This window comes from Corallococcus sp. AS-1-12, assembly GCF_020036995.1.
Taxonomy (GTDB): domain Bacteria; phylum Myxococcota; class Myxococcia; order Myxococcales; family Myxococcaceae; genus Corallococcus.
In genome coordinates this window covers 143,955-164,204 of record NZ_JAIQDD010000021.1, presented here as the reverse complement: position 1 = coordinate 164,204, position 20,250 = coordinate 143,955, and the positions used below count along the sequence as shown (strand labels likewise).

Here is a 20,250-nt window from a genome sequence, read left to right as displayed (position 1 = left end):
ACGGCAACCTCGTCATGCTACCGCAGGGAACTCGTCGCGCCGCCTGACGCGTTTCCACTCCAATTGACACGACCTCGCGGACGGCCACTGCCTGTGCATCGTCCCGGAGGCCGTGCGGCAGGATCCGGAGGCGATGCTCGCGTGGGTGGACCAGCGGCGCATCGACGCGCTGGACTGCACGCCGTCGCTGTTCAAGCTGCTGCTGGAAGCGGGCTTCCTGGAGCAGTCCCACGTGCCGGCCATCTGCTTCATCGGCGGTGAGGCCATGGACGAGGTGACGTGGCGCACGCTCGCGGCCACGGACCGCACGAGGGCGTACAACGCCTACGGCCCCACCGAGGGCACCGTGGCGTCCACCACCGAGTGCATCCATCGCACCGCGCAGCCCACGCCCGTCATCGGCCGGCCCATGCTCAACGTGAGTGTGTACGTGCTGGACGCGAACCTGAACCCCGTGTCCGTGGGCGTCCCGGGCGAGCTGTTCATCGCGGGCGAGGGCCTGGCGCGCGGCTACCGCAACCGGCCGGACCTCACGGCGGAGCGCTTCATCCCCCACCCGTTCAGCACGGTGCGCGGAGCCCGCCTCTACCGCACGGGCGACCGGGCTCGCTGGAAGCAGGACGGCACGCTGGACTTCATGGGGCGCGTGGACTTCCAGGTGAAGCTGCGCGGCTACCGCATCGAGCCGGGAGAGATCGAAACCGCGCTGCGCACGCACCCCGGCATCCGGGACGCGATGGTGCGGGTGCGCGAGGACGTGCCGGGCGTCCAACGCCTGGTGGCGTACGTGGCGCCGGAGGTGGACACCGCTCCGCTCCGAAGCCACCTCCAGCGCTCGCTGCCGGACTACATGGTCCCGGCCGCCTACGTCGCGCTGCCGGTCCTTCCGCTGACGCCCAACGGCAAGGTGGACCGAGCCGCACTGCCTGCCCCGGTGGAGGAAGCCGTGAACCCCGAAGCGAGGGTCGGCCCCAGGGACGAACGGGAAGCGATGCTCGAACGGCTCTGGGCCGAAGCCCTGGGCGTGTCCACCGTGGACGTGCGCACCAGCTTCTTCGAGCTGGGTGGGCACTCGCTGCTCGCGGTGCGGCTGATGGCGGCGGTGCACCGGGAGACGGGCCTGAAGCTCCCACTGTCCGCCCTCTTCCAGGCCCCCAGCGTGGAGCGGTTCGCGGTCCTGTTGGGTGAGGCCGAGCCGAAGCCCTTCACCCCGCTGGTGCCCTTCACGAAGGAAGGCACGGGCACGCCGTTCTTCTGCGTGCACCCGGTGGGAGGCAACGTGCTGGCGTACGCGGAGCTGGCGCGCAGGCTGGGACCGGCTCAGCCCTTCTACGGCCTCCAGGCGCGAGGACTCGACGGCACGGAGCAGCCGCTGGACACCGTGGAGGCCCTGGCCGCCAGCTACGTGCGGGCGGTGCGTGGGGTCCAACCCCACGGCCCGTACCACCTGGGCGGTTGGTCCCTGGGCGGCGTCATCGCCTACGAGATGGCGTACCAGCTCCGCGAAGCGGGTGAAGTCGTGGAGCTGGTGGCGATGCTCGACTCGTACGTGCCCCAGACGGTGCCGGACTCGGAGCCGGACCTGGACCGCGCGCTGGCGGTGGGGCTGTTCGCGCAGGACCTGATGGGCGTGTCGCTGGCGGACCTGGACGTGGACACGGCGGAGCTGGAGCCGGAAGCGATGCTCACGAAGGTGCTGGAGTCCGCGGCCCGGTCCGGAGCGCTGCCGTCCGGAGTGGATGCCATGGCCCTCTTCCAGGTCTTCGAGGCGAACCTCGAAGCGGCCCGTCGCTACCACCCGCCCGCGATGGAGCAGCGCGTGTTGCGCATCCACGCGGAGGAGCGGGACGAAACCCGACCCATCGACGGAGGCTGGGCGGCGCTGGTGGGTGAGCGGCTCGAATCACACGAACTGCCGGGCACCCACCACACGCTGCTGCGCGAGCCGCTGGTGCAGTCCGTGGCGGAGCTGCTGGCGAAGGCGCTGCGCGACGCGGACACGAAGTAGCAACGAAGAACCCCGCTCCCTCTCGTCGAGGGGGCGGGGTCCGTGAACCACGTCACCACTGCACGGTGACTACTTGTGCGCGTTCAGGTCCGGCTCGGACGCGGGCGCCTTGTCGGCGGGCACGTCGAAGAAGGTGCTGGGGCTGGCCGCGCGCGTCGGCGACATGTTGTTCTCCAGCGTCTCCGGCACGGGCGGCAGGGCGGCCGGCGTCATCTGCGCCGTGGCGGCGGCCTCGGCCTTGAGCTTCGCGTTCTTGCGGCGGCGGTACACGAAGTAGCCCACCGCCAGCACCGCCAGCGTCCCCATCACCACGACCTGGCCGTCCTTCAGCTTGCGGATGACCATGTCCAGCTCGCCACCGAAGTGGAACCCGAGCCACACGAACACCGGCGCGGACAGGAGCGCCGCCAGCCCGTCCCAGAAGATGAAGCGCCAGTACGACATGTGCACGGAGCCCGCGGTGAAGTACGTCACCGCGCGCACGCCCGGCATGAAGCGGGCGATCATCACGATCTTCTGGCCGTGTGTGACGAAGAGCGACTCCACCTTCGCCCGCTTCTCCGGTGTGACGATCTTCGAGAAGAACCCCCCACCCTTCGCCCCCGGGTCGCGCCCCAGCCGCGTGCCCAGCCGGCGCCCCGCCAGGTAGATGAGGCTGTCACCCACCAGGATTCCGAAGAACCCCACCGCCATCATCACCGGCAGGTCGGCCGCGCCCTTGTGCGCCAGGAACCCACCGAGGATGAGCGAGATGTCCTCCGGCAGCGGCACGCCCAGCCCGCATGCCACCAGGATGGCGAACACGGTCAGGTAGGCGAAGAGGCCCTGGGAGTTACCGAGCAGGTTGGTGAGCAGTTCTTCCACGCGTCGTTCCGTCCAATCACTTCCCGAAGGGCCGCTCGGCAACCACCCGGGCCAGCCCGTCCATCACCCAGCCAAGAACCGGGTGAAGCAGTTGAAAACTCCGGCCGCCCAGCTTCCCACCTCAAGCGCCCACGCCATACCCCGAAAGCCGTCGGCCCCATGTCTACCCATACCCACGGTGTGCGACAGTCTGGGAGCCCGGGGAGCCTTCAGGCGAGCACAGTAACCACCTCCGGTGCGGGTGGCAGGCCCGTTCGTGCGTCCGGCCTCACGGCTGGAGCCCGGGGCCACCTGTCCGACAGTCGCTCAGGTTCCCGGGGCCCGCGCCACCAGCGTGCGCAGCATGTCCCGGTTGTCCCGGGCCTTCGCGCCGAAGTGGCTGACGATGCCCATCAACAACTTGATGCAGGCCTGCGGCTTCTGCGCGAGCAGCTTCTGGAAATCCGCCGCGCGGATCTCCAGCGCCATCACGTCCGTCTGTGCCGTGGCGGAGCACAGCCGCTCGCCCTTCTGCACGAGCGCCAGCTCGCCCAGGGGCTCCCCGGCGGTCACCTCGCCCAGGGGCACGTCCTCGCCCGAGGGGCTCCGGGCGCTCAGCCGCACCGTGCCCTCACCGACAATCAGCAGCGAGTCCCCCGGCTTGCCCTCGGTGAACAAGGCCGACCCCTTGGGGTAGGCGCGCGACACGGCCGCCGCCGCGAAGATGGAGATGCCGGTGTCGGTGAAGCCCTTGAAGAGCGGACAGGCCTTCAGGGTCGTCTCGGGGGCGAGCGCCATGGGGTGTTCCTAACACGCACAACGCGGCCGCGTCAGCGGCTGGCGCGGTGTTCAGCGGCGGTGTGCACGTAGTGGAGGGCGGACTGCACCAGGAACTCACGTTCGCCGTCGTGAATGGGGCGCTTCACCTTGCCGGGCGAGCCCACCACCAGCGACCCGGGGGGAATCTTCGTCCCGGGCGTCAGGAGCGTGCCGGCGCCGATGATGCAGTCGTCCCCCACCTCCACGCCGTCCATCAGGATGGCGCCCATGCCCACCAGCACCCGGTTGCCCACGACGCACCCGTGGAGGATGACCCGGTGGCCCACGGTGCAGTCGTCGCCCACCGTCGTGGAGTCACCCTGGCTGGTGACGTGCACCATGGTGAGGTCCTGGATGTTGGTGCGCTTGCCGATGCGGATGGAGTTCACGTCCCCGCGCAGCACGGAGTTGAACCAGATGGACGAGTCCTCGCCCAGCTCCACGTCGCCCACCACCTGGGCGGAGTCCTCGATGAAGCAGCTCGGGTGGACGCGGGGGGACACCCCGCGAAACGGCTTCAACGGCATGGTGGCACCTCCGACGGCGGGACAGCGGCGGAAGCGTCAGGCCTCCGCCGGGACATGCAGCGGCACGGGCAGCTCCACGGCGGGCGGCGCCACGGTGGGGGCCTGGAGCACCACCACCTGCTTGCCCGCGAGCTGGTTGGGCGTGGCGCGCTCCACGTGCACCGTCACGATGGAGCCCGCCGGCGCGTCGCCCTCGAAGTTCACCGTGCGGTTCTCCGGCGTGCGGCCGAAGCGCTTGGTGGCGTCGTAGCGCGAGCGGCCCTCCACCAGCACCTCCACGTCCAGGCCCACCTGCGCCTGGGTGTACTCGCCGCTGATGCGCCGCTGCAGCTTCTGCAGCCGCTCCAGCCGGGCCACCTTCACCTCGTGCGGGATGGGGCCCCAGTCCTTCTCGCGCAGCGCGGCGCCCGTCTTGGGGCGCGGGCTGTACACGAAGGAGAACTGGTTGTCGTACTTCACCCGCTCGGTGAGCTGCATCGTCATCTCGAACTCTTCCTCCGTCTCTCCGGGGAAGCCCACGATGATGTCCGTGGTGATGGCGATGCCGGGGCGCGCGGCGCGCAGCTTCTCCAGCCGCTCCATGTACTGCTCGACGGTGTAGTCGCGGCGCATCATCTTGAGGATGCGGTCGCTGCCGCACTGCACCGGCAGGTGGAAGTGCGGGGCGATCTTCGGCTGCACGCGGAACGCTTCGATGAGCTCGTCCGACAGGTCATGCGGGTGGCTCGTCGTGAAGCGCACGCGCTCGATGCCCGGCACCTCCGCGGTGCGCAGCAGCAACTGCGCGAAGCTGATGCCGCCCTGGTACGAGTTCACGTTCTGCCCGATGAGGGTGACCTCGCGCAGGCCCACGCCCGCCAGGTCCGCCACCTCGTTGAGCACCTGCGTGAACTCGCGGCTCACCTCGCGGCCACGGGTGTGCGGGACGATGCAGAACGAGCAGACGTTGTCGCAGCCCTTCATCACGGTGACGAACTCGGTCACCTTGCCGCGGGACGTCTCCGCGTCGGCGCGCGGGAAGACGTACTCCTCGGAGTCCACGAAGGCCGTCTCCACCACGCGCTCGCGGGCGTCCTGCACGCGGGCGATGACTTCCGGCAGCTTCGCGATGTTGTCCGGGCCGAAGACGAAGTCCAGGTACGGGACCTTCTTCAGCAGCTTGTCCTTCTCCTGCTGGGCCACGCAGCCGCCCACGCCCAGGATGGCGCCGCGGCTGGCCTTCACGGCGCGGTAGCGCCCCAGCGCGGACAGCATCTTGTCCTCGGCCTTCTCCCGGATGGAGCAGGTGTTGAGGATGATGAGGTCCGCGTTGTCCGGCTCCGGCGTGGGGACGTAGGACATCTTCGACAACGCCTCGCTCATGCGGAGCGAGTCGTTGACGTTCATCTGGCAGCCGAAGGTGTGGATGAAGTAGCGCTTCATGGGTGGGCCTTGAAGGAAAACGGGCCGTTATGGAACGCCCGGACGCGGAATGCAACCGGGCGGGCACTCCGGGTCATCCCCGGCTGAGCACCTTCGTGAGCCGGGTGTGCAGGGCCACCAGCTCCGCCTCGCGCTCCCGGAGCAGGGCCACCGTCTCCGCGCCGTAGCGCCGGCCCAGGGCGTCCGTCTCCCGCTCCTGCTTCACCAACTCGTCCCGGACGCGCTTGCCCACCTCGTCCACCTCCGGCCCGGAGCGGGACTCCAGCTCCGTCAGCTTCGAGCGCAGCCGCTGCACGGTCCACCGCCGCCCGCCAAAGGCCCGGAGCACGGCGCTCCCCCACTCCGCCGCCTTCACGTCCAGGCCGCTCGCCTCCAGCGCCGCCTTCGCCGCGCCGGCCATGGCCTCCGGGGCGGCGTCCGCCTCCACGTGCGACAGGAAGGTCTCCTGGTAGCGGACCAACTGCTCGAGCAGCGCCTTGTCCACCGGCCGGGACGCCATGCGCAGCGTGCGGTCGTCGGCGGCGTCGAAGTCCGGACCGGTCTCCACGTTGGGGACGTCCTGGTAGTCGTCGAAGAAGGACGGGGCCATGGGGGGCGCTCCTCGGGTGCGAAGGGGTTTTCAGACGGGGACGAGCTGTTCCGCGATGCGGGCCAGGTCCGACACGGAGGTGACGACCACGGCCTGGGTGCAGTGCTTCTCGTAGGTGAGCATCTCGCTGTCGCCGATGCCCCAGTTGCCCCGGTCCTCGGGGCTGATCCACAGCACGCGCTTCGCCTTGCGCTTCAGGTCCTTCAGGGCCCAGGCGTTGCTCGCGTTGTAGTTGTTGCGGCCGTCACCGATGATCATCACGGTGGTGCGGCGCGTGATGCTGCCCAGGTGGTCGCGCGTGAAGTCCGCCAGCGCGCGGCCGTAGTTGGAGTTGGAGCTCATGGACACGGTGCGCCCGGCGGTCGCCGCGTCGATGGCCTCGCTCACGTCCAGGTCCTTGAAGAACGGGGTGACCTCGCCCACGTCGGACACGAAGACGAACGAGCGCACGCGCACGAACAGCGACTGCAGCGTGTGCATGAACAGCAGCATCATCCGGGACGCGTTGCGCACGGAGTCGGACACGTCGCAGAGCACCACCAGCTCCGGGCGCTCCGGCCGGCGGGTGCGGAACACGGGCACCATGGGGATGCCGTCCCACGGCATGTTCCGGCGCAGCGTGCGCTGGGCGTGGAGCGACCCGCGCCGGTGCGAGCGCTGCTTGCGGATCATCCGGCTCTTGAGCTTCTCCGCCAGCGTGCGGACGGCGGCCTCCATCTGGTCCACCTCCGCCTGCGTGAGCAGGTGCAGCGGCTTCTCCGTGACGGAGTCCGTGCGGCGGCGGATGCGCGCCTCGGACTGACGCTTCACCTCCGCGCGAGCGGCCTCTTCAATCTTGCGCATGGCCGCGGCCACGTGGCGCGAGACGATCTCCACGCCCTCCGCGTGCAGCCCGCGAGCCTTGAGCTCGTCCTCCAGCGACTTGAGGTCGGAGCGCGCCCGCTCCATGCCCGCGCCCGCGAGCATCCGCCGCGTGAAGAACCCCGTCTGCAGCGGGCTCTCCAGTTGCCCCAGGTCCAGTTGGAGCGACGCCTGACGGAAGATCTGCGCCAGCCGCGCGCGGTCACCCGCGAGGATGGCCTGCGCCAGCGGGGACATCTCCGGCGCCAGCAGGTTCATCTGGTAGATGACCATCTTCAAGAGGTCGCCTTCCAGGTAGCCCTCTTCCTCCAACTGCTTCGCCAGCGACTGGTCGATGGCCTCGAACGTGCGGGCCGCGCCGGAGAAGAAGAAGTCGAACGCGCGGCGGAACGTCTCCACGTCCAGCTCGCGCTTCACCAGCGTGGTGCGCAGCACGGAGCGGAACAGGTTCCGGTCCTCGACCCCCACCTCCGCCGTGGCGCGGAGCGCGTCCTGCACCTCGGACGTGCTGACGCGCACGCCGTTCTGGCGGAGGACCTCGGCGAACTCGACGATGCGGGCGTCCATGGCGCGTCAGGCTCCCCGTTCGAAGGACATCACCGCTTCCACGTGGTGCGTCTGCGGGAACATGTCCACCACCTGGAGCGCCACGGGCTTGTAACCGGCCTCCACCAGCCCCGCCGCGTCGCGCGCCAGCGAGGCCGGGTCGCACGCCACGTAGACGACCCGGCGCACGCTCAGCGCGCGCATCCACTTCGCCAGCCCCGGCGCCCCGGCCCGGGGCGGATCCGCGAGGCACAGGTCGAACGAGCGCCCCTCCGCCACCAGCCCGTCGCACACCTTGCGCGCGTCGCCCTGGACGAAGCGCACGTTGGCCACGCTGGCCTCCCGAGCGCTCCGCTGCGCCAGCTCCACGCCCACCGGGGACGACTCCACGCCCAGCACCGACCCGGCCGTGCCGGCCAGCGGGAACGTGAAGTTGCCGTTGCCGGAGTACAGCTCCAGCACGGAGTCCGTCTCCTGCACGCCCAGCTCGTACAGGGCCGCCGTGACGAGCCCCACGTTGGCCTCCGCGTGCGCCTGCGCGAACGCATCCGGCCGCAGGTACACCGGCACCTCGGGGCGCAGCGGGGACAGCGAGCGCAGCACCGGCCGGCCGATGAGCCGCGCCGAGCCCTCCCTGGGCACCAGCACCGCGCCCTCCAGCCGCAGGGCCCGGACCGCGCCTTCCGCCGCCTCCAGGTGCCGCGCCGTCACCGGGCCGCCCAGGTTCACCGCGAACGCGGCCTTGTCGCCCTCGGCGAGCAGCAGCACCTCTGCGGTGTCCCTGGCCAGCGGCTTGAGCAGCGGGGCCAGCTTCCCGGGCAGCGCCGTGAGCGCGGGCGTGAGCGCGGGGCAGACGTCCACCGGGATGCGCTCGTGCGTGCGCCGGCCGAAGTACCCGAGCGCCCCCTTCCCCGCCCCGTGCAGCACCGCGCGGCGGCGGTAGCCCCAGTCCCGGGGCGCCACCATCAACGGCCGCACGGTGAAGGCCGTGCGCTTCAGGTGGCCCAGGTGCTCCAGCGTGGAGAGGACGATCTCCAGCTTCGCGGACCGCTGCGCCGGGACGGACAGCTCCAGCCAGTCGCAGCCGCCGCACGCGTCGGACAGGACGCAGCGCGACGGCACGCGCTCCGCTCCGTCCGTCAGCACCTGGCCCAGCAGGCCGCGCAGGACCTTGCCCTGGGCCTCCAGGCGGACGCGCACGGTGTCGCCGGGGAAGGCGCCGGGCACGAAGACGGTGCGGCCCTCCCACTGGGCCACGCCTTCGCCCAACTGGCCCAGCCGCTCAATCGTCAGTTCAATGGGGGATTCGGGCAGCGTCGTCATCACAGGCGCACTCGCGGGGGCCGCCTGGGCGGGGCCGCCCTACTTCCGGGTCGCGCTGCCACGCTCGTCCGCCGGCAGGGCTTCCCGCAGGCGCTCCACGAACGCTTCGATGCGCGACCGCTTCTCGTGGTCAACGTCCAGGAACTCCACCGCCATCCCCGGGACCTCGGACCCCGGCGTCCCCTGGGGGTTCGTGCGGGTCACCTTCCCGGACAGGTCCACCGGGAAGCTGGCCCCCGGCAGCGACACCAACAGGCGCACCACCGTGCCCACGGGCAGCGGCTGCGGCGTGTTGATGTAGAGCCCGCCGCGCGACAGGTTCACCGCCCAGTCCGTCACGAAGCCCGCCACCGTGCGGTACGCCACGGGCAGCTCATGGTCGATGCGGTGCGCGCGAGGCGCGGGGACGGGCTTCTCCGAAGTGTCGGACATGCGGTGCTCCGTTCTCCGGGAGACGGTGGCTTCCGTCTCGTCTCCAGAACTGGAGGGAGAGACGGAAGCGCACCCTAGCACCCAACGTCAGGCCTGGAACTTCATCTCGCGCAGGTCGGGCGCGATCTTCAGCTTCGGCTCGGTGAGCTGCTGCACCCGTTCCACCGTCAGTCCGGGTGCCAGCTCGCGCAGGACCAGGCCCTCCGGCGTCACGTCGATGAAGGCGTGGTCCGTGACGATGTGGTGCACGCACTTGAGGCCCGTCAGCGGCAGCGAGCACTTCTTCAGGATCTTGGGCTGCCCGTCCTTGTTGGCGTGCTCCATGGCCACGTAGATGCGCTTGGCACCCACGGCCAGGTCCATGGCGCCGCCCATGCCCTTCACCATCTTGCCGGGGATCATCCAGTTGGCCAGGTCACCCGCTTCGCTGACCTCCATGGCGCCCAGCACGGCCAGGTCGATGTGGCCGCCGCGGATCATCCCGAAGGACAGCGCGGAGTCGAAGAAGGCGGAGCCCTTCACCACCGTCACCGTCTCCTTGCCCGCGTTGATGAGGTCCGGGTCCTCGCTCCCCTCCTCCGGGTACGGCCCGATGCCGAGCAGGCCGTTCTCCGACTGGAGCACCACCTCCACCCCGTGCGGGATGTAGTTGGGCACGAGCGTGGGGATGCCGATGCCCAGGTTCACGTAGAAGCCGTCCTTCAGCTCCTGGGCGATGCGCTGCGCGATCTGTTCACGAGTCAGGGGCATGGCTCAGGACGCCTTCTTGCGGACGGTCCGCCGCTCGATCCACTTCTGGAGGTTCTGCGCCTGCACGATGCGGTGCACGAAGATGCTCGGGATGTGCACCTGATCCGGGTCGATCTCCCCCGGCTGCACGATGTGCTCCGCCTGCACGATGGTGACCTTGGCGGCCATGCACATCATGGGCGTGAAGTTCCGCGCCGTCTTGTGGAACACCAGGTTGCCCCAGGTGTCCGCCTTCCAGGCGTGGACGATGGCGAAGTCCGCCTTCAGCGGCGTCTCCAGGACGTGGAGGCGCCCGTCGATCATCCGCGTCTCCTTGCCCTCCGCCACCTGGGTGCCCGCGCCCGTCGGCGTGAAGAACCCGCCGATGCCGCAGCCCCCGGCGCGGATGCGCTCCGCGAGCGTGCCCTGGGGGTTCAGCTCCACCTCCAGCTCCCCGGAGAGGAACTGCCGCTCGAACTCCTTGTTCTCCCCCACGTAGCTGGCGACCATCTTCTTCACCTGCTTGTTCTGCAGGAGGATGCCCAGCCCCAGCTCCGTGGTGCCGCAGTTGTTGGAGATGATGGTGAGGCCCTTCACGTTCTTCTTGTGCAGGGCCGTGATGAGGTTCTCGGGGTTGCCGCACAGCCCGAACCCACCACTCATGAGGGTGATGTTGTCCGGGATGTCGGCGACCGCCTCATCCGCGCTCGCGTAGACCTTGTTCATGCGGGCGGTGTCCTCTTCAGCGCTCGACCATCAGCGCGATGCCTTCGCCGCCGCCGATGCAGAGCGACGCCACGCCGCGCTTCTTGTCCTGGTCCTTCATCGTCTGGAGCAGCGTGACGAGCACGCGGGCGCCCGACGCGCCAATGGGGTGGCCCAGCACCACCGCGCCGCCGCGCACGTTCACCTTGGACGGATCCAGGCCGAGGATCTTGTTGTTGGCGATGGACACCACGGAGAAGGCCTCGTTGATCTCCCAGAGGTCCACGTCCTTGGCCGTCACGTTCTGCTTCTTGAGCAGCGTGTTGATGGCGTCCGCCGGCGCGATGGTGAACTCCACCGGCTTGCGGGCGGCCTGCGCGTAGCCCTTCACGCGGCCCAGGATGGTGCGGCCTTCGGCCTTCGCCTTCTCCTCGCTCATCAGCACCAGCGCCGCGGCGCCGTCGTTGATGGAGGACGCGTTGGCGGCCGTCACGGTGCCGTCCTTCTTGAACACCGGCTTCAGGCCCGGGATCTTGTCCGGCTTGGCGTTCTTGGGGCCCTCGTCCTCGGAGACGGTGGTGAACTCATCCGGCTTCTTGCCCGGAATCTGGACGGGGACGATCTCCGCGGCGAACAGGCCCTCCTTCTGGGCCTGGATGGCGCGGCGCGTGGACTCCAGCGCGAACTCGTCCTGCTGCGCGCGGCTGATGCCCTGCGTGGTGGCGCACTCCTCGGCGCAGATGCCCATGTGGACGTTGCCGTACACGTCCCAGAGGCCGTCGTTGATCATCGCGTCCTTGAACTCCACGTTCCCCATGCGGGCGCCGCCGCGCATGGTGTGGCTCAGGTAGGGCGCGTTGGACATGGACTCCATGCCGCCCGCGACGATGACGTCCGCGTCACCCAGGGCGATGGACTGCGCTGCGGCAATCACGGTCTTCAGGCCGGAGCCACAGACCTTGTTCAGCGTGACGGCCGGGACGGAGTCCGGGAGGCCGGCGAACAGGGCCGCCTGACGCGCGGGGGCCTGGCCCACGCCCGCCTGGAGGACGCAGCCCATGATGACCTCCTGCACGGCCTCCGGCTTCACGCCCGCGCGCTCCAGCGCCGCCTTGATGGCGATGGCGCCCAACTGCGGAGCGGTGAGCTTGGACAGCGCTCCCTGGAAGGAGCCGATGGGGGTACGGGCCGCGCCCACGATGACGACTTCACGAGCCATGGAACTGTCTCCTTGAGAGGGAACCGGGAACCGCTGGAAAGGTTTGGATGCGACTTATCACGGGCGGTTTCGGGCGAATCAAATGGAAACGGCCGGGCTCCCGCTGGGGAACCCGGCCGCCATCCACTTCAAGACGTGGGGCTGATTACTTCTTCAGCTTGCTCGCCATGACGTCGCCCAGGCGGGCCTTGGAACCCTCGGCCTGCTTGCGCAGGTACTCGCGGTAGTCCTCGCCCTCGCCGATGAGCGCCTTGATGGACAGCGCCACCTTGCGGTCCGGGGTGTTGATGTCGATGAGCTTGACCTCGACCTCCTGGCCCTCCTGCACCACGTCGCGGGGGTTCTCCACGCGCTCTTCCTTCAGCTCGGAGACGTGGACGAGGCCCTCGATGCCCGGCTCGATCTCCACGAACGCGCCGAAGTCGGTGACCTTGGTGACCTTGCCCTTCACGCGGCTGCCCACCGGCAGGCGCTCGGACAGCGTCTCCCAGGGGTCCGGCTGGAGCTGCTTGATGCCCAGGCTGAAGCGCTCGTTCTCGACGTCGATGTTGAGGACCACCGCCTCGACCTCGTCGCCCTTCTTGAACATCTCGCCCGGGTGCTTGATGCGCTGGGTCCAGGAGATGTCGGACACGTGCACCAGGCCGTCCACGCCCTCCTCGACGCCGACGAACACGCCGAAGTCGGTGACGTTGCGGATCTGGCCCTTGATGACGGAGCCGATCGGGTACTTGTCCTCGAGCAGCGTCCAGGGGTTCTGCTCGATCTGCTTCATGCCCAGCGCGATGCGCTTGGCCTTCGGATCGATGTCGAGGACGACGGCCTCCACCGTCTGGCCGACCTCCAGGATCTTGGACGGGTGCTTGAGGCGCTTGGTCCAGGACATCTCGGACACGTGCACCAGGCCCTCCACGCCCTGCTCGATCTCGATGAACGCGCCGTAGTCGGTGATCGACACGACCTTGCCGGCGACGCGGGTGCCGACGGGGTACTTCTCGTCGGCGCGGTGCCACGGGTCCTCCTGGATCTGCTTGAGGCCCAGGCTGACGCGCTCCTGCGCGGGGTCGAACTTGAGGACGACGACGCGCACTTCGTCACCGACGTTGAACATCTCGCTGGGGTGACCGATGCGGCCCCAGGACATGTCGGTGATGTGGAGCAGACCGTCGATGCCGCCGAGGTCGATGAAGGCGCCGTAGTCCGTGAGGTTCTTGACCACGCCCTTGAGGACCGCACCCTCCTTGAGGTTCTTGAGGGTCTCCTTCTTCATCTCCTCGCGCTGCTTCTCCAGCAGCACGCGGCGAGAGAGGACGATGTTGCCGCGCTTCTTGTTGAACTTGATGACCTTGAACTCGAATTCCTTCGAGATGTACTGGTCAAGGTTGCGCACAGGGCGGATGTCGACCTGGGAGCCAGGGAGGAACGCCTTCACGCCGATGTCGACGGAGAGGCCGCCCTTCACGCGTCCGACGATGGTGCCCTTGACGATCTCATCACGCTCGCACGCGGCGGAGATCTCGTCCCAGATGCGCATCTTGTCGGCCTTCTCCTTGGAGAGGACGACCATGCCGGTGTCGTTCTCGCGGCTCTCCAGGAGGACCTCGACGGGGTCACCGGACTTGACGGTGACTTCCCCGCGGGGATTGGTGAACTCGGAGATCGGGACCTGGCCCTCGGACTTGTAGCCGATGTCCACGATCGCGAAATCCTTCGTCACCTGCACGACCGTGCCCTTGACGATCTCGCCTTCCTTCAGGATTCCGTCGCCGCCACGCTCCTTGAGCGAGGCCTCGAACATCGCCGCGAAGTCTTCGTCACCGCCGTCGATCTGCTGGTTCACGTTCTGCTGCATGAAGTGGAAGTCCTTGGAACGGTACAACTGCCCCCTGTTTGAATGGGTGCGCGGCCGCCTGCGGGGAGCGACGGGAAACCGCGGGTGTCCCCTGGATGGGAACGCAAGGCTGGTTGGAAGCCGCGCACCCTAGACACCGGAGTTTCCGGGAGTCAAGTGGGGCGCCGCGCCAGGTGGTGATCCGTGTTCTATGAACGCCCGGCCGGGTCCGCATCTGTCCTACCCGGCCGGTGCCCCCTGCCCGCTCGCCCCGTGTGGGACAAGCGGAGCGCTACCCCTCGCGCCGGAATGTTTCCCGGGCGATGACCATCCGCTGCACCTCGCTGGTGCCCTCGTAGATGGTCTGCACGCGCGCGTCCCGGAAGTAACGCTCGACCGGGAACTCGTCGATGTAACCGTAGCCGCCGTGAAGCTGCACGGCCTTGTCCGCGACCTTGTTGCTCATCTCGCTGGCGAAGAGCTTCGCCATGGAGGCCTCGCGGGTGAACGGCTGGCCGGCCTCCTTGAGGGCGGCGGCGCGCAGGGTGAGCAGCTCGGCGGCGTCAAGCTGGGTGCGCATGTCCGCCATCATGAAGCGCGGGGCCTGCAGGTCCGCCACGGCCTGACCAAAGGCCTTGCGGTCCTTCGTGTAGGAGACGGTCGCCTCCAGCGCGGCGCGGCCGGTGCCGCACGCCTGCGCCGCGATGCCAATGCGCCCGCCGTCCAGCGCCATCATGGCCAGGCGGAACCCGTCGCCCTCCTTGCCCAGGAGGTTCGCCGCGGGCACTTCGCAGTCCTCGAAGGTGAGCCCCACGGTGTTGGACGCGCGCAGGCCCATCTTGTCCTCGTGCTTGCCCACGTGGAGGCCCCTGGCGCCGCCCTCCACGATGAAGCAGGACAGGCCCTTGTTGCCCGCCTGGCCCGTGCGGGCCCACACGACGATGACGCCCGCGTAGGCGCCGGAGGTGATCCACTGCTTGCTGCCGTTGAGCACGTACGTGTCGCCGCGCTTCACGGCGGTGGTGCGCATGGCGCCCGGGTCGGAGCCCGCGTGCGGCTCGCTCAGGGCGAACGCGCCGACGATGGCCTCACCGGAGGTGATGCGCGTGACGTACTTCTCCCGCTGCGCGTCGGTGCCCACCGCGTGGATGAGCTCCGCGCACATGTTGGTGACGGCCATGGCCACGGACACGGAGGCGTCCGCGGCGGCCATCTCCATCATGGCCAGCGCGTAGGACACCACGCCGGCCTCCGCGCCGCCGTACTTCCCCGGCAGGTTCACGCCCAAGAGGCCGACTTCCGCCAGGGCCTTGAAGACTTCCGGGTCGAAGCGCTCCTCGCGGTCCGCGGCGCGGGCGTGCGGAGCCACGCGCTCGCGGGCGAACTTGCGAGCGGTGTCACGGATGAGCGTCTGGGTCTCGGTGAGGTCGAAGTTCACGGGCGCGGGTGTCCTGCTACTCGATGGCCTTGAGGTTGAACGGGTACTCGATGGGGTGGTCGCGGCCGTCCGGGGGCTTGGGGAAGTCCATGGACGACAGCACCGCCACCACGCAGTCGTTGAGGCCCGCGTCCTTCAGCGTGCTGCCGTGCTTGTCGATCTTCGCGCTGCGCACGGTGCCTTCGGCGGTGATGGTGAAGGTGGTGCGCAGGAGGCCCTCCACCTTCTTGTCCTTCTCCACCATGTGGTCCTCGTAGCACTCCTGGATGCGAGGCATGTGGTGGGCCATCACCTGGCGGATGGAGTCCGGGGTGAAGGGCAGCCGGCTCACGTCCAGCCCGTCGTCCTTCTTGGGCGCGGGCGTCGCCGGAGCCGTCGCCGGAGCGGGCGTGGCCTTCTTCTTCGACGAGCCCTGGGCGAGCGCCAGCGGAGAGGCCAGGCCCAGGGACAGGAACAGCACGGGGAGGAGCGCGCGCTTCATGACCGGGTGACTACTCCTTCAGCAGGTTGGCGGAGATGACGATGCGCTGGATCTCGCTCGTCCCCTCGTAGATTTCGGTGATGCGCGCGTCGCGCACGTGGCGCTCGGCGTCCATCTCCTTGCTGTAGCCCATGCCGCCGTGGATCTGCAGGGCCTTGTTGGCCACGCGGCTGGCCATCTCGCTGGCGTAGAGCTTGGCCATGGCGCTCTCCGGGCTGTGGCGCACGCCCTTGTCCTTCATCAGCGCCGCGCGCCACACGAGCAGGCGGGCCGCGTCGATCTCCATGGCCATGTCGGCGATCATGAACTGGATGGCCTGGTGGTCGCGGATGGGCTTGCCGAACGTCTTGCGCTCACCGGAGTAGCGGACGGCCTCCTCGAAGGCGGCGCGCGCGATGCCCAGCGCCTGGGACGCGATGCCGATGCGGCCGCCGTCCAGGGTGGACATGGCGACCTTGAAGCCCTCGCCCTCCTTGCCCAGGCGGTACTTCTCCGGGACGCGCATGTCCTCGAAGAACATGGAGCAGGACCAGGCGGCGCTGATGCCCATCTTCTTGTCGGGCTCCGCGCGGGTGAATCCCGGCGTGTCGGTGGGCACGAGGAACGCGGTGATGCCCTTGTTGCCCGCTTCCTTGTTCGTCATCGTGATGAGGACGATGGCGTCGGCCTTGGGGCCGTTGGTGATCCAGTTCTTGGAGCCGTTGATGATGTACTCGTCGCCGCGCTTCACGGCGATGGTCTTCTGGGCGGCGGCGTCGCTGCCGGCCTCGGGCTCCGTCAGGCCGAAGCAGCCGATCTTCTGGCCGCTGGCGAAGGGCTTGAGGAACTGCTCCTTCTGCTCGGGGGTGCCGAACTTGGACACCGGGTCGCAGTAGAGCGAGTTGTTCACGCTCATGATCACGCCGGTGGAGGCGCAGCCGCGCGAAATCTCCTCCATGGCGATGGCGTAGCAGACGTTGTCCAGGCCCGCGCCGCCCCACTCCTCCGGCACCGCGATGCCCAGGAGCGACAGCTCCGCCAGCTTCTTCACCGCGTCCGTGGGCCACGCGTGCTGTTCGTCCCACTTGCGGGCGTTGGGGATGAGTTCCTTGGCGGCGAACTCGCGGCACAGCCGCTGGATCTCGCGCTGGATGTCGGTCAGCTCGAAGTTCATGGTGGACCTCCCATAGTACGGGGTCCGCCCGGGGGCTACTCCGAAGACGCCCCTCCCACCCCGGGAGCAGGAATCCGGGTCCCAAAGAACATCGCCAGCGGCACCGTCACGTCGAAGGACACGTCCGTGCGAGCCCCCGCGTCCGTCCAGGCCCTGCGCACCACCACCGACACCGTCCAGGGTTGGGTGTCCCGGTGCCGCTCAATCAAGTCGTAGGTGAGCCCCACCCCGGCCACCCCGCCCTTCCCGTCCCCGCCCCACACGCCCGCCCCCTCGGCCAGCACGCCGAAGCGGGACGCGTCCGGGAAGGCGTACACGCGCCCTCCGGCGAGCAGGCGGAAGGTGGCCGGCCGCAGCCGGAGCTGGGGCTCCACGAAGGGCGACAGGATGAGCGTGGGGCCCGGAATGTCCAGGGGCGGCGTGGCCCACGGGTGGATGGGCCAGGAGAGCACCCAGCGGGCGCCGTCTCCCCACTCCCGGCGCAGGTCCGGGATGGCGGGCTCCAGGAAGCACAGCGTGTAGAGACACAGCGTGCGCTTCCAGGACACCAGGGCCGGGGCGCGGGGCTCACGCTCCTCCGCCCGGGCCAGCGGCGCGGCCAGGAAGCACAGCAGGCTCCCGGCCGCGACCGCGTGCTTCACGTCACTTGCCCTGGAAGTTGGCCGGACGCTTGCCCAGGAACGCGGCCATGCCCTCGCGCTGATCCTCCGAACCGAAGAGGACGGCGAAGCCCTGGCGCTCCAGCTCGTTGGCGGCGCGCAGGTCCTGGTCCGCGCCGTACTCCACCACGCGCTTGGCCTGGGCCACCGCGAGCGGGCCGTTCTTGAGGATCTTCGCGGCCACCGCCTTGACGTGCTCCATCAGCTTGTCCGCGGGCAGCACGTCCAGCACCAGGCCGATCTCCTTGGCCTTGGCGGCGTCCAGGCGGTCCGCGGTGAAGAGCAGCTCCTTGGCGCGGGCGCGGCCCAGCAGGCGCGTGAGGCGCTGGGTGCCGCCGAAGCCGGGGATGACGCCCAGGGTGACCTCGGGCACGCCCAGCTTGGCCTTCTCCGACGCGTAGATGAGGTCGCAGCCCAGGGCCAGCTCCAGGCCGCCGCCCAGCGCGAAGCCGTTCACGGCCGCGATGGTGGGGATGGGCAGGTTCTCCAGGTGCTCGAAGACGCGGTGTCCCAGGGCGGAGAACTCCCGCGCCTGCGCGGCGCTGATGGTGGCCATCTCCGCGATGTCCGCGCCCGCCACGAAGGCCTTGTCGCCGCCGCCGGTGACGATGAGCGCGCGCGTGTCGGCCGTCAGCGAGTTCAGCGCGTGCTCCATCTCGTGGAACGTGGCGCTGTTGAGCGCGTTGAGCGCCTTGGGCCGGTCCACGGTGAGGATGGCGAGCGCGCCGTCCTTCTCGAACTTGATGTTCTGGTAGTCCATGTGCGTGTGGGCTCCTGGAGGGGGCTAGTACTTGTAGAAGCCGCGGCCGGACTTCTTGCCGTACCAGCCGGCGTCCACGTACTGGCGCAGCAGCGGGCACGGGCGGTACTTGGAGTCACCCAGGCCCTTGTGCAGCACCTCGGCGATGTAGAGCACCGTGTCCAGGCCGATGAAGTCCGCGAGCTGCAGCGGGCCCATGGGCTGGTTGGTGCCCAGCTTCATCGCGGTGTCGATGTCCTCCGCGCTGCCCAGGCCCTCCATCAGGGCGAAGCAGGCCTCGTTGAGCATGGGGATGAGGATGCGGTTGACGATGAAGCCCGGGTAGTCCTTGGAGACCACCGTCGTCTTGCCCATGCGCTCCGCCATCGCGCGGATGGTGGCGTACGTCTCATCGCTGGTGGCCGCGCCGCGGATGAGCTCCACCAACTGCATCACCGGCACCGGGTTCATGAAGTGCATCCCGATGACGGACTCGGGGCGCTTGGTGGCCGCGGCGATGCGGGTGATGGGGATGGAGGACGTGTTGGTGGCGAGGATGCCGCCGGGGCGGACCACCTCGTCCAGCTCCAGGAAGATGCGGCGCTTGAGGTCCTCGTTCTCCGTGACGGCCTCGATGGCGACGTCCACGTCCTTCGCCTCGCGCGCGCTGGTGAAGGTGGCCAGGTTCGCTTCGGCGGCCTGCTGCTTCGCCGCGTCCAGCTTGCCCTTCTCCACCAGCTTCTTCAGGCCCGCCTTGATGCGGTCCGCGCCCTTGGCGAGGCCGTCCTTGTTGACGTCCACCAGCGACACGCGCAGGCCCGCCTGGAGCGCCACCTGCGCGATGCCCGCGCCCATCTGCCCTGCACCGACGACGACGATGTGTTCCGTTGCCATGGCGTCTTCTCTCCTGTGCCGGCGGCCATAACGCACGCCTCCAGGAGGGTCAACGCCGGTCAGCGGCTGGCGGCGGGCAGTCTCAACGGGACGACGATCGCCTTCGCCTCGCCCACCATCAGCCGGCCGCGAATGACGTCGCGTTTCTCACGCCCGTCCACCTGGAGGAACAGCAGCGTGCGGAAGGTGCCCTCCGGCAGGTCCACCTTGAAGGTCACCTCCATGGGCGGGCCGTCCGCGAAGAAGCGCTCCTCGCGCTTCACGATGTGCTCCTCGGAGTCCAGCACCTGGAGGTCCATGGCGCGCACGTCGCCCCAGCCGTCGCCCTCCAGCCGGTAGATGAGCTGGCGCTCCGGGACGTCCGTCACCCTCCACAGCCACAGGCCCAGCGCGACGATGGCGATGAGCGCCAGCCGCTTGGGCAGGGGGTGCGTGCGCCAGGTGCGGCGCGGGGTCTCCGGAGCCGGAGGGGCCGGTGCCTCTTCCGCCACGTCCCTACTCCCGCTTCGAGCGCTTGGAGGCCGGCCGACGCGCGTTCACGTCCGTGATGACCACGCGCGCGCCAGGCGCCTCCGCGGCCTTCTTGTGGGCCTTGGGCGGGTGCGGCTCCGGCGCGGGCGCCTCTTCCGCCTTCTCCGACGGCACCAGGCGGATCTGCGCCTTGACCTCCACCGTCATGCCGGAGAGCAGCTTGAGGAACTCGTCGCGCAGCTTCTCCGACTGCATGAAGCGGCGCAGCTCCTCCGTGACGACGCGGCTGATGTCGTCCTTGGTCTTCTCCGCCTGGGAGAGGAGGAAGCCCAGCGCCTCCTTGGGCAGCTTGAGCTGGCCGGCGAGGGCCCGGATGCCCTCCTCGCCCATGAAGACCGCGCCCATGCCGGCCACCGCCATGCGCCGCACGAAGTCCGGCACGAAGCCGCCCGAGCGGCTCTCGCGGCCGGGCTGCTGCTCCGAGTCGTCATCGAACAGCGGATCGTGCGGAAGGTCGTCGTTGCCGGCCGGGGCCATGCGGTCTCCTCTTCAGGTTGAGCC

Annotated in this window: 21 protein-coding genes and 1 pseudogene; 2 read left to right on the top strand and 20 right to left on the bottom strand. The window is 69.2% G+C overall.

All coding sequences use genetic code 11. The annotated features are described in order from the left end of the window. Nucleotides 1-88: 88 nt before the first annotated feature. A pseudogene (locus K8556_RS39260) lies at nucleotides 89-502 on the top strand (AMP-binding protein); the annotation flags it as partial. Nucleotides 503-637: 135 nt separating this feature from the next. Then, complete coding sequence (locus K8556_RS27675) at nucleotides 638-2,008, top strand: alpha/beta fold hydrolase (RefSeq protein WP_255652319.1); 1,371 nt, start codon at nucleotides 638-640, stop codon at nucleotides 2,006-2,008. A gap of 69 nt (nucleotides 2,009-2,077) precedes the next feature. Here the strand turns inward: K8556_RS27675 and K8556_RS27670 are convergent, their stop codons facing one another. The 20 genes from K8556_RS27670 to K8556_RS27575 form a co-directional block, all read right to left on the bottom strand. After that, nucleotides 2,078-2,872 carry a DedA family protein gene (locus tag K8556_RS27670; protein ID WP_223743105.1) on the bottom strand — a complete coding sequence of 265 codons (795 nt, stop codon included), beginning with the start codon at nucleotides 2,870-2,872 and terminating at the stop codon, nucleotides 2,078-2,080. A gap of 306 nt (nucleotides 2,873-3,178) precedes the next feature. Continuing rightward, nucleotides 3,179-3,649 carry a cyclic nucleotide-binding domain-containing protein gene (locus K8556_RS27665; protein ID WP_223743104.1) on the bottom strand — a complete coding sequence of 157 codons (471 nt, stop codon included), beginning with the start codon at nucleotides 3,647-3,649 and terminating at the stop codon, nucleotides 3,179-3,181. Between the two features lie 32 nt (nucleotides 3,650-3,681). Continuing rightward, the gene (locus K8556_RS27660; protein ID WP_207056925.1) at nucleotides 3,682-4,197 is read right to left on the bottom strand and encodes a gamma carbonic anhydrase family protein; all 516 of its coding nucleotides are present in this window, start codon (nucleotides 4,195-4,197) and stop codon (nucleotides 3,682-3,684) included. 36 nt (nucleotides 4,198-4,233) lie between these two features. Then, entirely contained in the window at nucleotides 4,234-5,619 is a 1,386-nt protein-coding gene (gene miaB / locus K8556_RS27655; RefSeq protein ID WP_223743103.1) for a tRNA (N6-isopentenyl adenosine(37)-C2)-methylthiotransferase MiaB, read from the bottom strand. Nucleotides 5,620-5,692: 73 nt separating this feature from the next. Further along, nucleotides 5,693-6,208 (bottom strand): hypothetical protein, encoded by a 516-nt coding sequence (locus tag K8556_RS27650; protein WP_223743102.1) that lies wholly within the window; start codon nucleotides 6,206-6,208, stop codon nucleotides 5,693-5,695. Nucleotides 6,209-6,238: 30 nt separating this feature from the next. Next, nucleotides 6,239-7,636 (bottom strand): VWA domain-containing protein, encoded by a 1,398-nt coding sequence (locus K8556_RS27645; protein ID WP_223743101.1) that lies wholly within the window; start codon nucleotides 7,634-7,636, stop codon nucleotides 6,239-6,241. A gap of 6 nt (nucleotides 7,637-7,642) precedes the next feature. Then, nucleotides 7,643-8,938, bottom strand: a complete 1,296-nt coding sequence (locus K8556_RS27640; protein ID WP_223743100.1) for a class I SAM-dependent RNA methyltransferase — start codon at nucleotides 8,936-8,938, stop codon at nucleotides 7,643-7,645. Nucleotides 8,939-8,977: 39 nt separating this feature from the next. Continuing rightward, a complete protein-coding gene (locus tag K8556_RS27635; protein WP_223743099.1) occupies nucleotides 8,978-9,370 on the bottom strand; it encodes a TIGR02266 family protein in 393 nt (130 codons plus the stop codon). Between the two features lie 87 nt (nucleotides 9,371-9,457). Beyond that, nucleotides 9,458-10,120: a CoA transferase subunit B gene (locus tag K8556_RS27630; protein ID WP_223743098.1), complete on the bottom strand. Its 663-nt coding sequence runs from the start codon at nucleotides 10,118-10,120 to the stop codon at nucleotides 9,458-9,460. A 3-nt stretch (nucleotides 10,121-10,123) separates the two neighbouring features. Continuing rightward, a complete protein-coding gene (locus K8556_RS27625; protein ID WP_120552348.1) occupies nucleotides 10,124-10,825 on the bottom strand; it encodes a CoA transferase subunit A in 702 nt (233 codons plus the stop codon). Nucleotides 10,826-10,841: 16 nt separating this feature from the next. Next, entirely contained in the window at nucleotides 10,842-12,023 is a 1,182-nt protein-coding gene (locus tag K8556_RS27620; protein WP_223743097.1) for a thiolase family protein, read from the bottom strand. 145 nt (nucleotides 12,024-12,168) lie between these two features. Further along, nucleotides 12,169-13,875, bottom strand: a complete 1,707-nt coding sequence (locus K8556_RS27615; RefSeq protein ID WP_014397002.1) for a 30S ribosomal protein S1 — start codon at nucleotides 13,873-13,875, stop codon at nucleotides 12,169-12,171. 271 nt (nucleotides 13,876-14,146) lie between these two features. Further along, nucleotides 14,147-15,292 (bottom strand): acyl-CoA dehydrogenase family protein, encoded by a 1,146-nt coding sequence (locus tag K8556_RS27610; protein ID WP_223743096.1) that lies wholly within the window; start codon nucleotides 15,290-15,292, stop codon nucleotides 14,147-14,149. Nucleotides 15,293-15,308: 16 nt separating this feature from the next. Beyond that, nucleotides 15,309-15,773: an AgmX/PglI C-terminal domain-containing protein gene (locus K8556_RS27605; RefSeq protein WP_223743095.1), complete on the bottom strand. Its 465-nt coding sequence runs from the start codon at nucleotides 15,771-15,773 to the stop codon at nucleotides 15,309-15,311. Between the two features lie 10 nt (nucleotides 15,774-15,783). Continuing rightward, nucleotides 15,784-16,926 (bottom strand): acyl-CoA dehydrogenase, encoded by a 1,143-nt coding sequence (locus K8556_RS27600; protein ID WP_223743094.1) that lies wholly within the window; start codon nucleotides 16,924-16,926, stop codon nucleotides 15,784-15,786. A 35-nt stretch (nucleotides 16,927-16,961) separates the two neighbouring features. Beyond that, nucleotides 16,962-17,567, bottom strand: a complete 606-nt coding sequence (locus K8556_RS27595) for a hypothetical protein (RefSeq protein ID WP_223743093.1) — start codon at nucleotides 17,565-17,567, stop codon at nucleotides 16,962-16,964. Nucleotide 17,568: 1 nt separating this feature from the next. Beyond that, on the bottom strand, nucleotides 17,569-18,345 hold the full coding sequence (locus K8556_RS27590) for an enoyl-CoA hydratase-related protein (RefSeq protein ID WP_223743092.1): 777 nt from the start codon (nucleotides 18,343-18,345) through the stop codon (nucleotides 17,569-17,571). A gap of 24 nt (nucleotides 18,346-18,369) precedes the next feature. Then, nucleotides 18,370-19,218: a 3-hydroxyacyl-CoA dehydrogenase family protein gene (locus K8556_RS27585; protein WP_223743091.1), complete on the bottom strand. Its 849-nt coding sequence runs from the start codon at nucleotides 19,216-19,218 to the stop codon at nucleotides 18,370-18,372. Between the two features lie 59 nt (nucleotides 19,219-19,277). After that, the gene (locus tag K8556_RS27580; RefSeq protein WP_223743090.1) at nucleotides 19,278-19,709 is read right to left on the bottom strand and encodes a hypothetical protein; all 432 of its coding nucleotides are present in this window, start codon (nucleotides 19,707-19,709) and stop codon (nucleotides 19,278-19,280) included. Nucleotides 19,710-19,713: 4 nt separating this feature from the next. Continuing rightward, complete coding sequence (locus K8556_RS27575) at nucleotides 19,714-20,226, bottom strand: hypothetical protein (protein WP_223743089.1); 513 nt, start codon at nucleotides 20,224-20,226, stop codon at nucleotides 19,714-19,716. Nucleotides 20,227-20,250: the final 24 nt, after the last annotated feature.

Excerpts from the sequence above, each read along its gene's own strand:
- K8556_RS27665 (WP_223743104.1), bottom strand. The coding sequence starts at position 3,649 with ATGGCGCTCGCCCCCGAGACGACCCTGAAGGCCTGTCCGCTCTTCAAG.
- K8556_RS27620 (WP_223743097.1), bottom strand. The coding sequence starts at position 12,023 with ATGGCTCGTGAAGTCGTCATCGTGGGCGCGGCCCGTACCCCCATCGGC.
- K8556_RS27590 (WP_223743092.1), bottom strand. The coding sequence starts at position 18,345 with ATGGACTACCAGAACATCAAGTTCGAGAAGGACGGCGCGCTCGCCATC.
- K8556_RS27575 (WP_223743089.1), bottom strand. The coding sequence starts at position 20,226 with ATGGCCCCGGCCGGCAACGACGACCTTCCGCACGATCCGCTGTTCGAT.
- K8556_RS27625 (WP_120552348.1), bottom strand. The coding sequence starts at position 10,825 with ATGAACAAGGTCTACGCGAGCGCGGATGAGGCGGTCGCCGACATCCCG.
- K8556_RS27640 (WP_223743100.1), bottom strand. The coding sequence starts at position 8,938 with ATGACGACGCTGCCCGAATCCCCCATTGAACTGACGATTGAGCGGCTG.
- K8556_RS27650 (WP_223743102.1), bottom strand. The coding sequence starts at position 6,208 with ATGGCCCCGTCCTTCTTCGACGACTACCAGGACGTCCCCAACGTGGAG.
- K8556_RS27585 (WP_223743091.1), bottom strand. The coding sequence starts at position 19,218 with ATGGCAACGGAACACATCGTCGTCGTCGGTGCAGGGCAGATGGGCGCG.
- K8556_RS27675 (WP_255652319.1), top strand. The coding sequence starts at position 638 with ATGGGGCGCGTGGACTTCCAGGTGAAGCTGCGCGGCTACCGCATCGAG.
- K8556_RS27645 (WP_223743101.1), bottom strand. The coding sequence starts at position 7,636 with ATGGACGCCCGCATCGTCGAGTTCGCCGAGGTCCTCCGCCAGAACGGC.
- K8556_RS27635 (WP_223743099.1), bottom strand. The coding sequence starts at position 9,370 with ATGTCCGACACTTCGGAGAAGCCCGTCCCCGCGCCTCGCGCGCACCGC.
- K8556_RS27660 (WP_207056925.1), bottom strand. The coding sequence starts at position 4,197 with ATGCCGTTGAAGCCGTTTCGCGGGGTGTCCCCCCGCGTCCACCCGAGC.
- K8556_RS27630 (WP_223743098.1), bottom strand. The coding sequence starts at position 10,120 with ATGCCCCTGACTCGTGAACAGATCGCGCAGCGCATCGCCCAGGAGCTG.
- K8556_RS27615 (WP_014397002.1), bottom strand. The coding sequence starts at position 13,875 with ATGCAGCAGAACGTGAACCAGCAGATCGACGGCGGTGACGAAGACTTC.
- miaB (WP_223743103.1), bottom strand. The coding sequence starts at position 5,619 with ATGAAGCGCTACTTCATCCACACCTTCGGCTGCCAGATGAACGTCAAC.
- K8556_RS27600 (WP_223743094.1), bottom strand. The coding sequence starts at position 16,926 with ATGAACTTCGAGCTGACCGACATCCAGCGCGAGATCCAGCGGCTGTGC.
- K8556_RS27605 (WP_223743095.1), bottom strand. The coding sequence starts at position 15,773 with ATGAAGCGCGCGCTCCTCCCCGTGCTGTTCCTGTCCCTGGGCCTGGCC.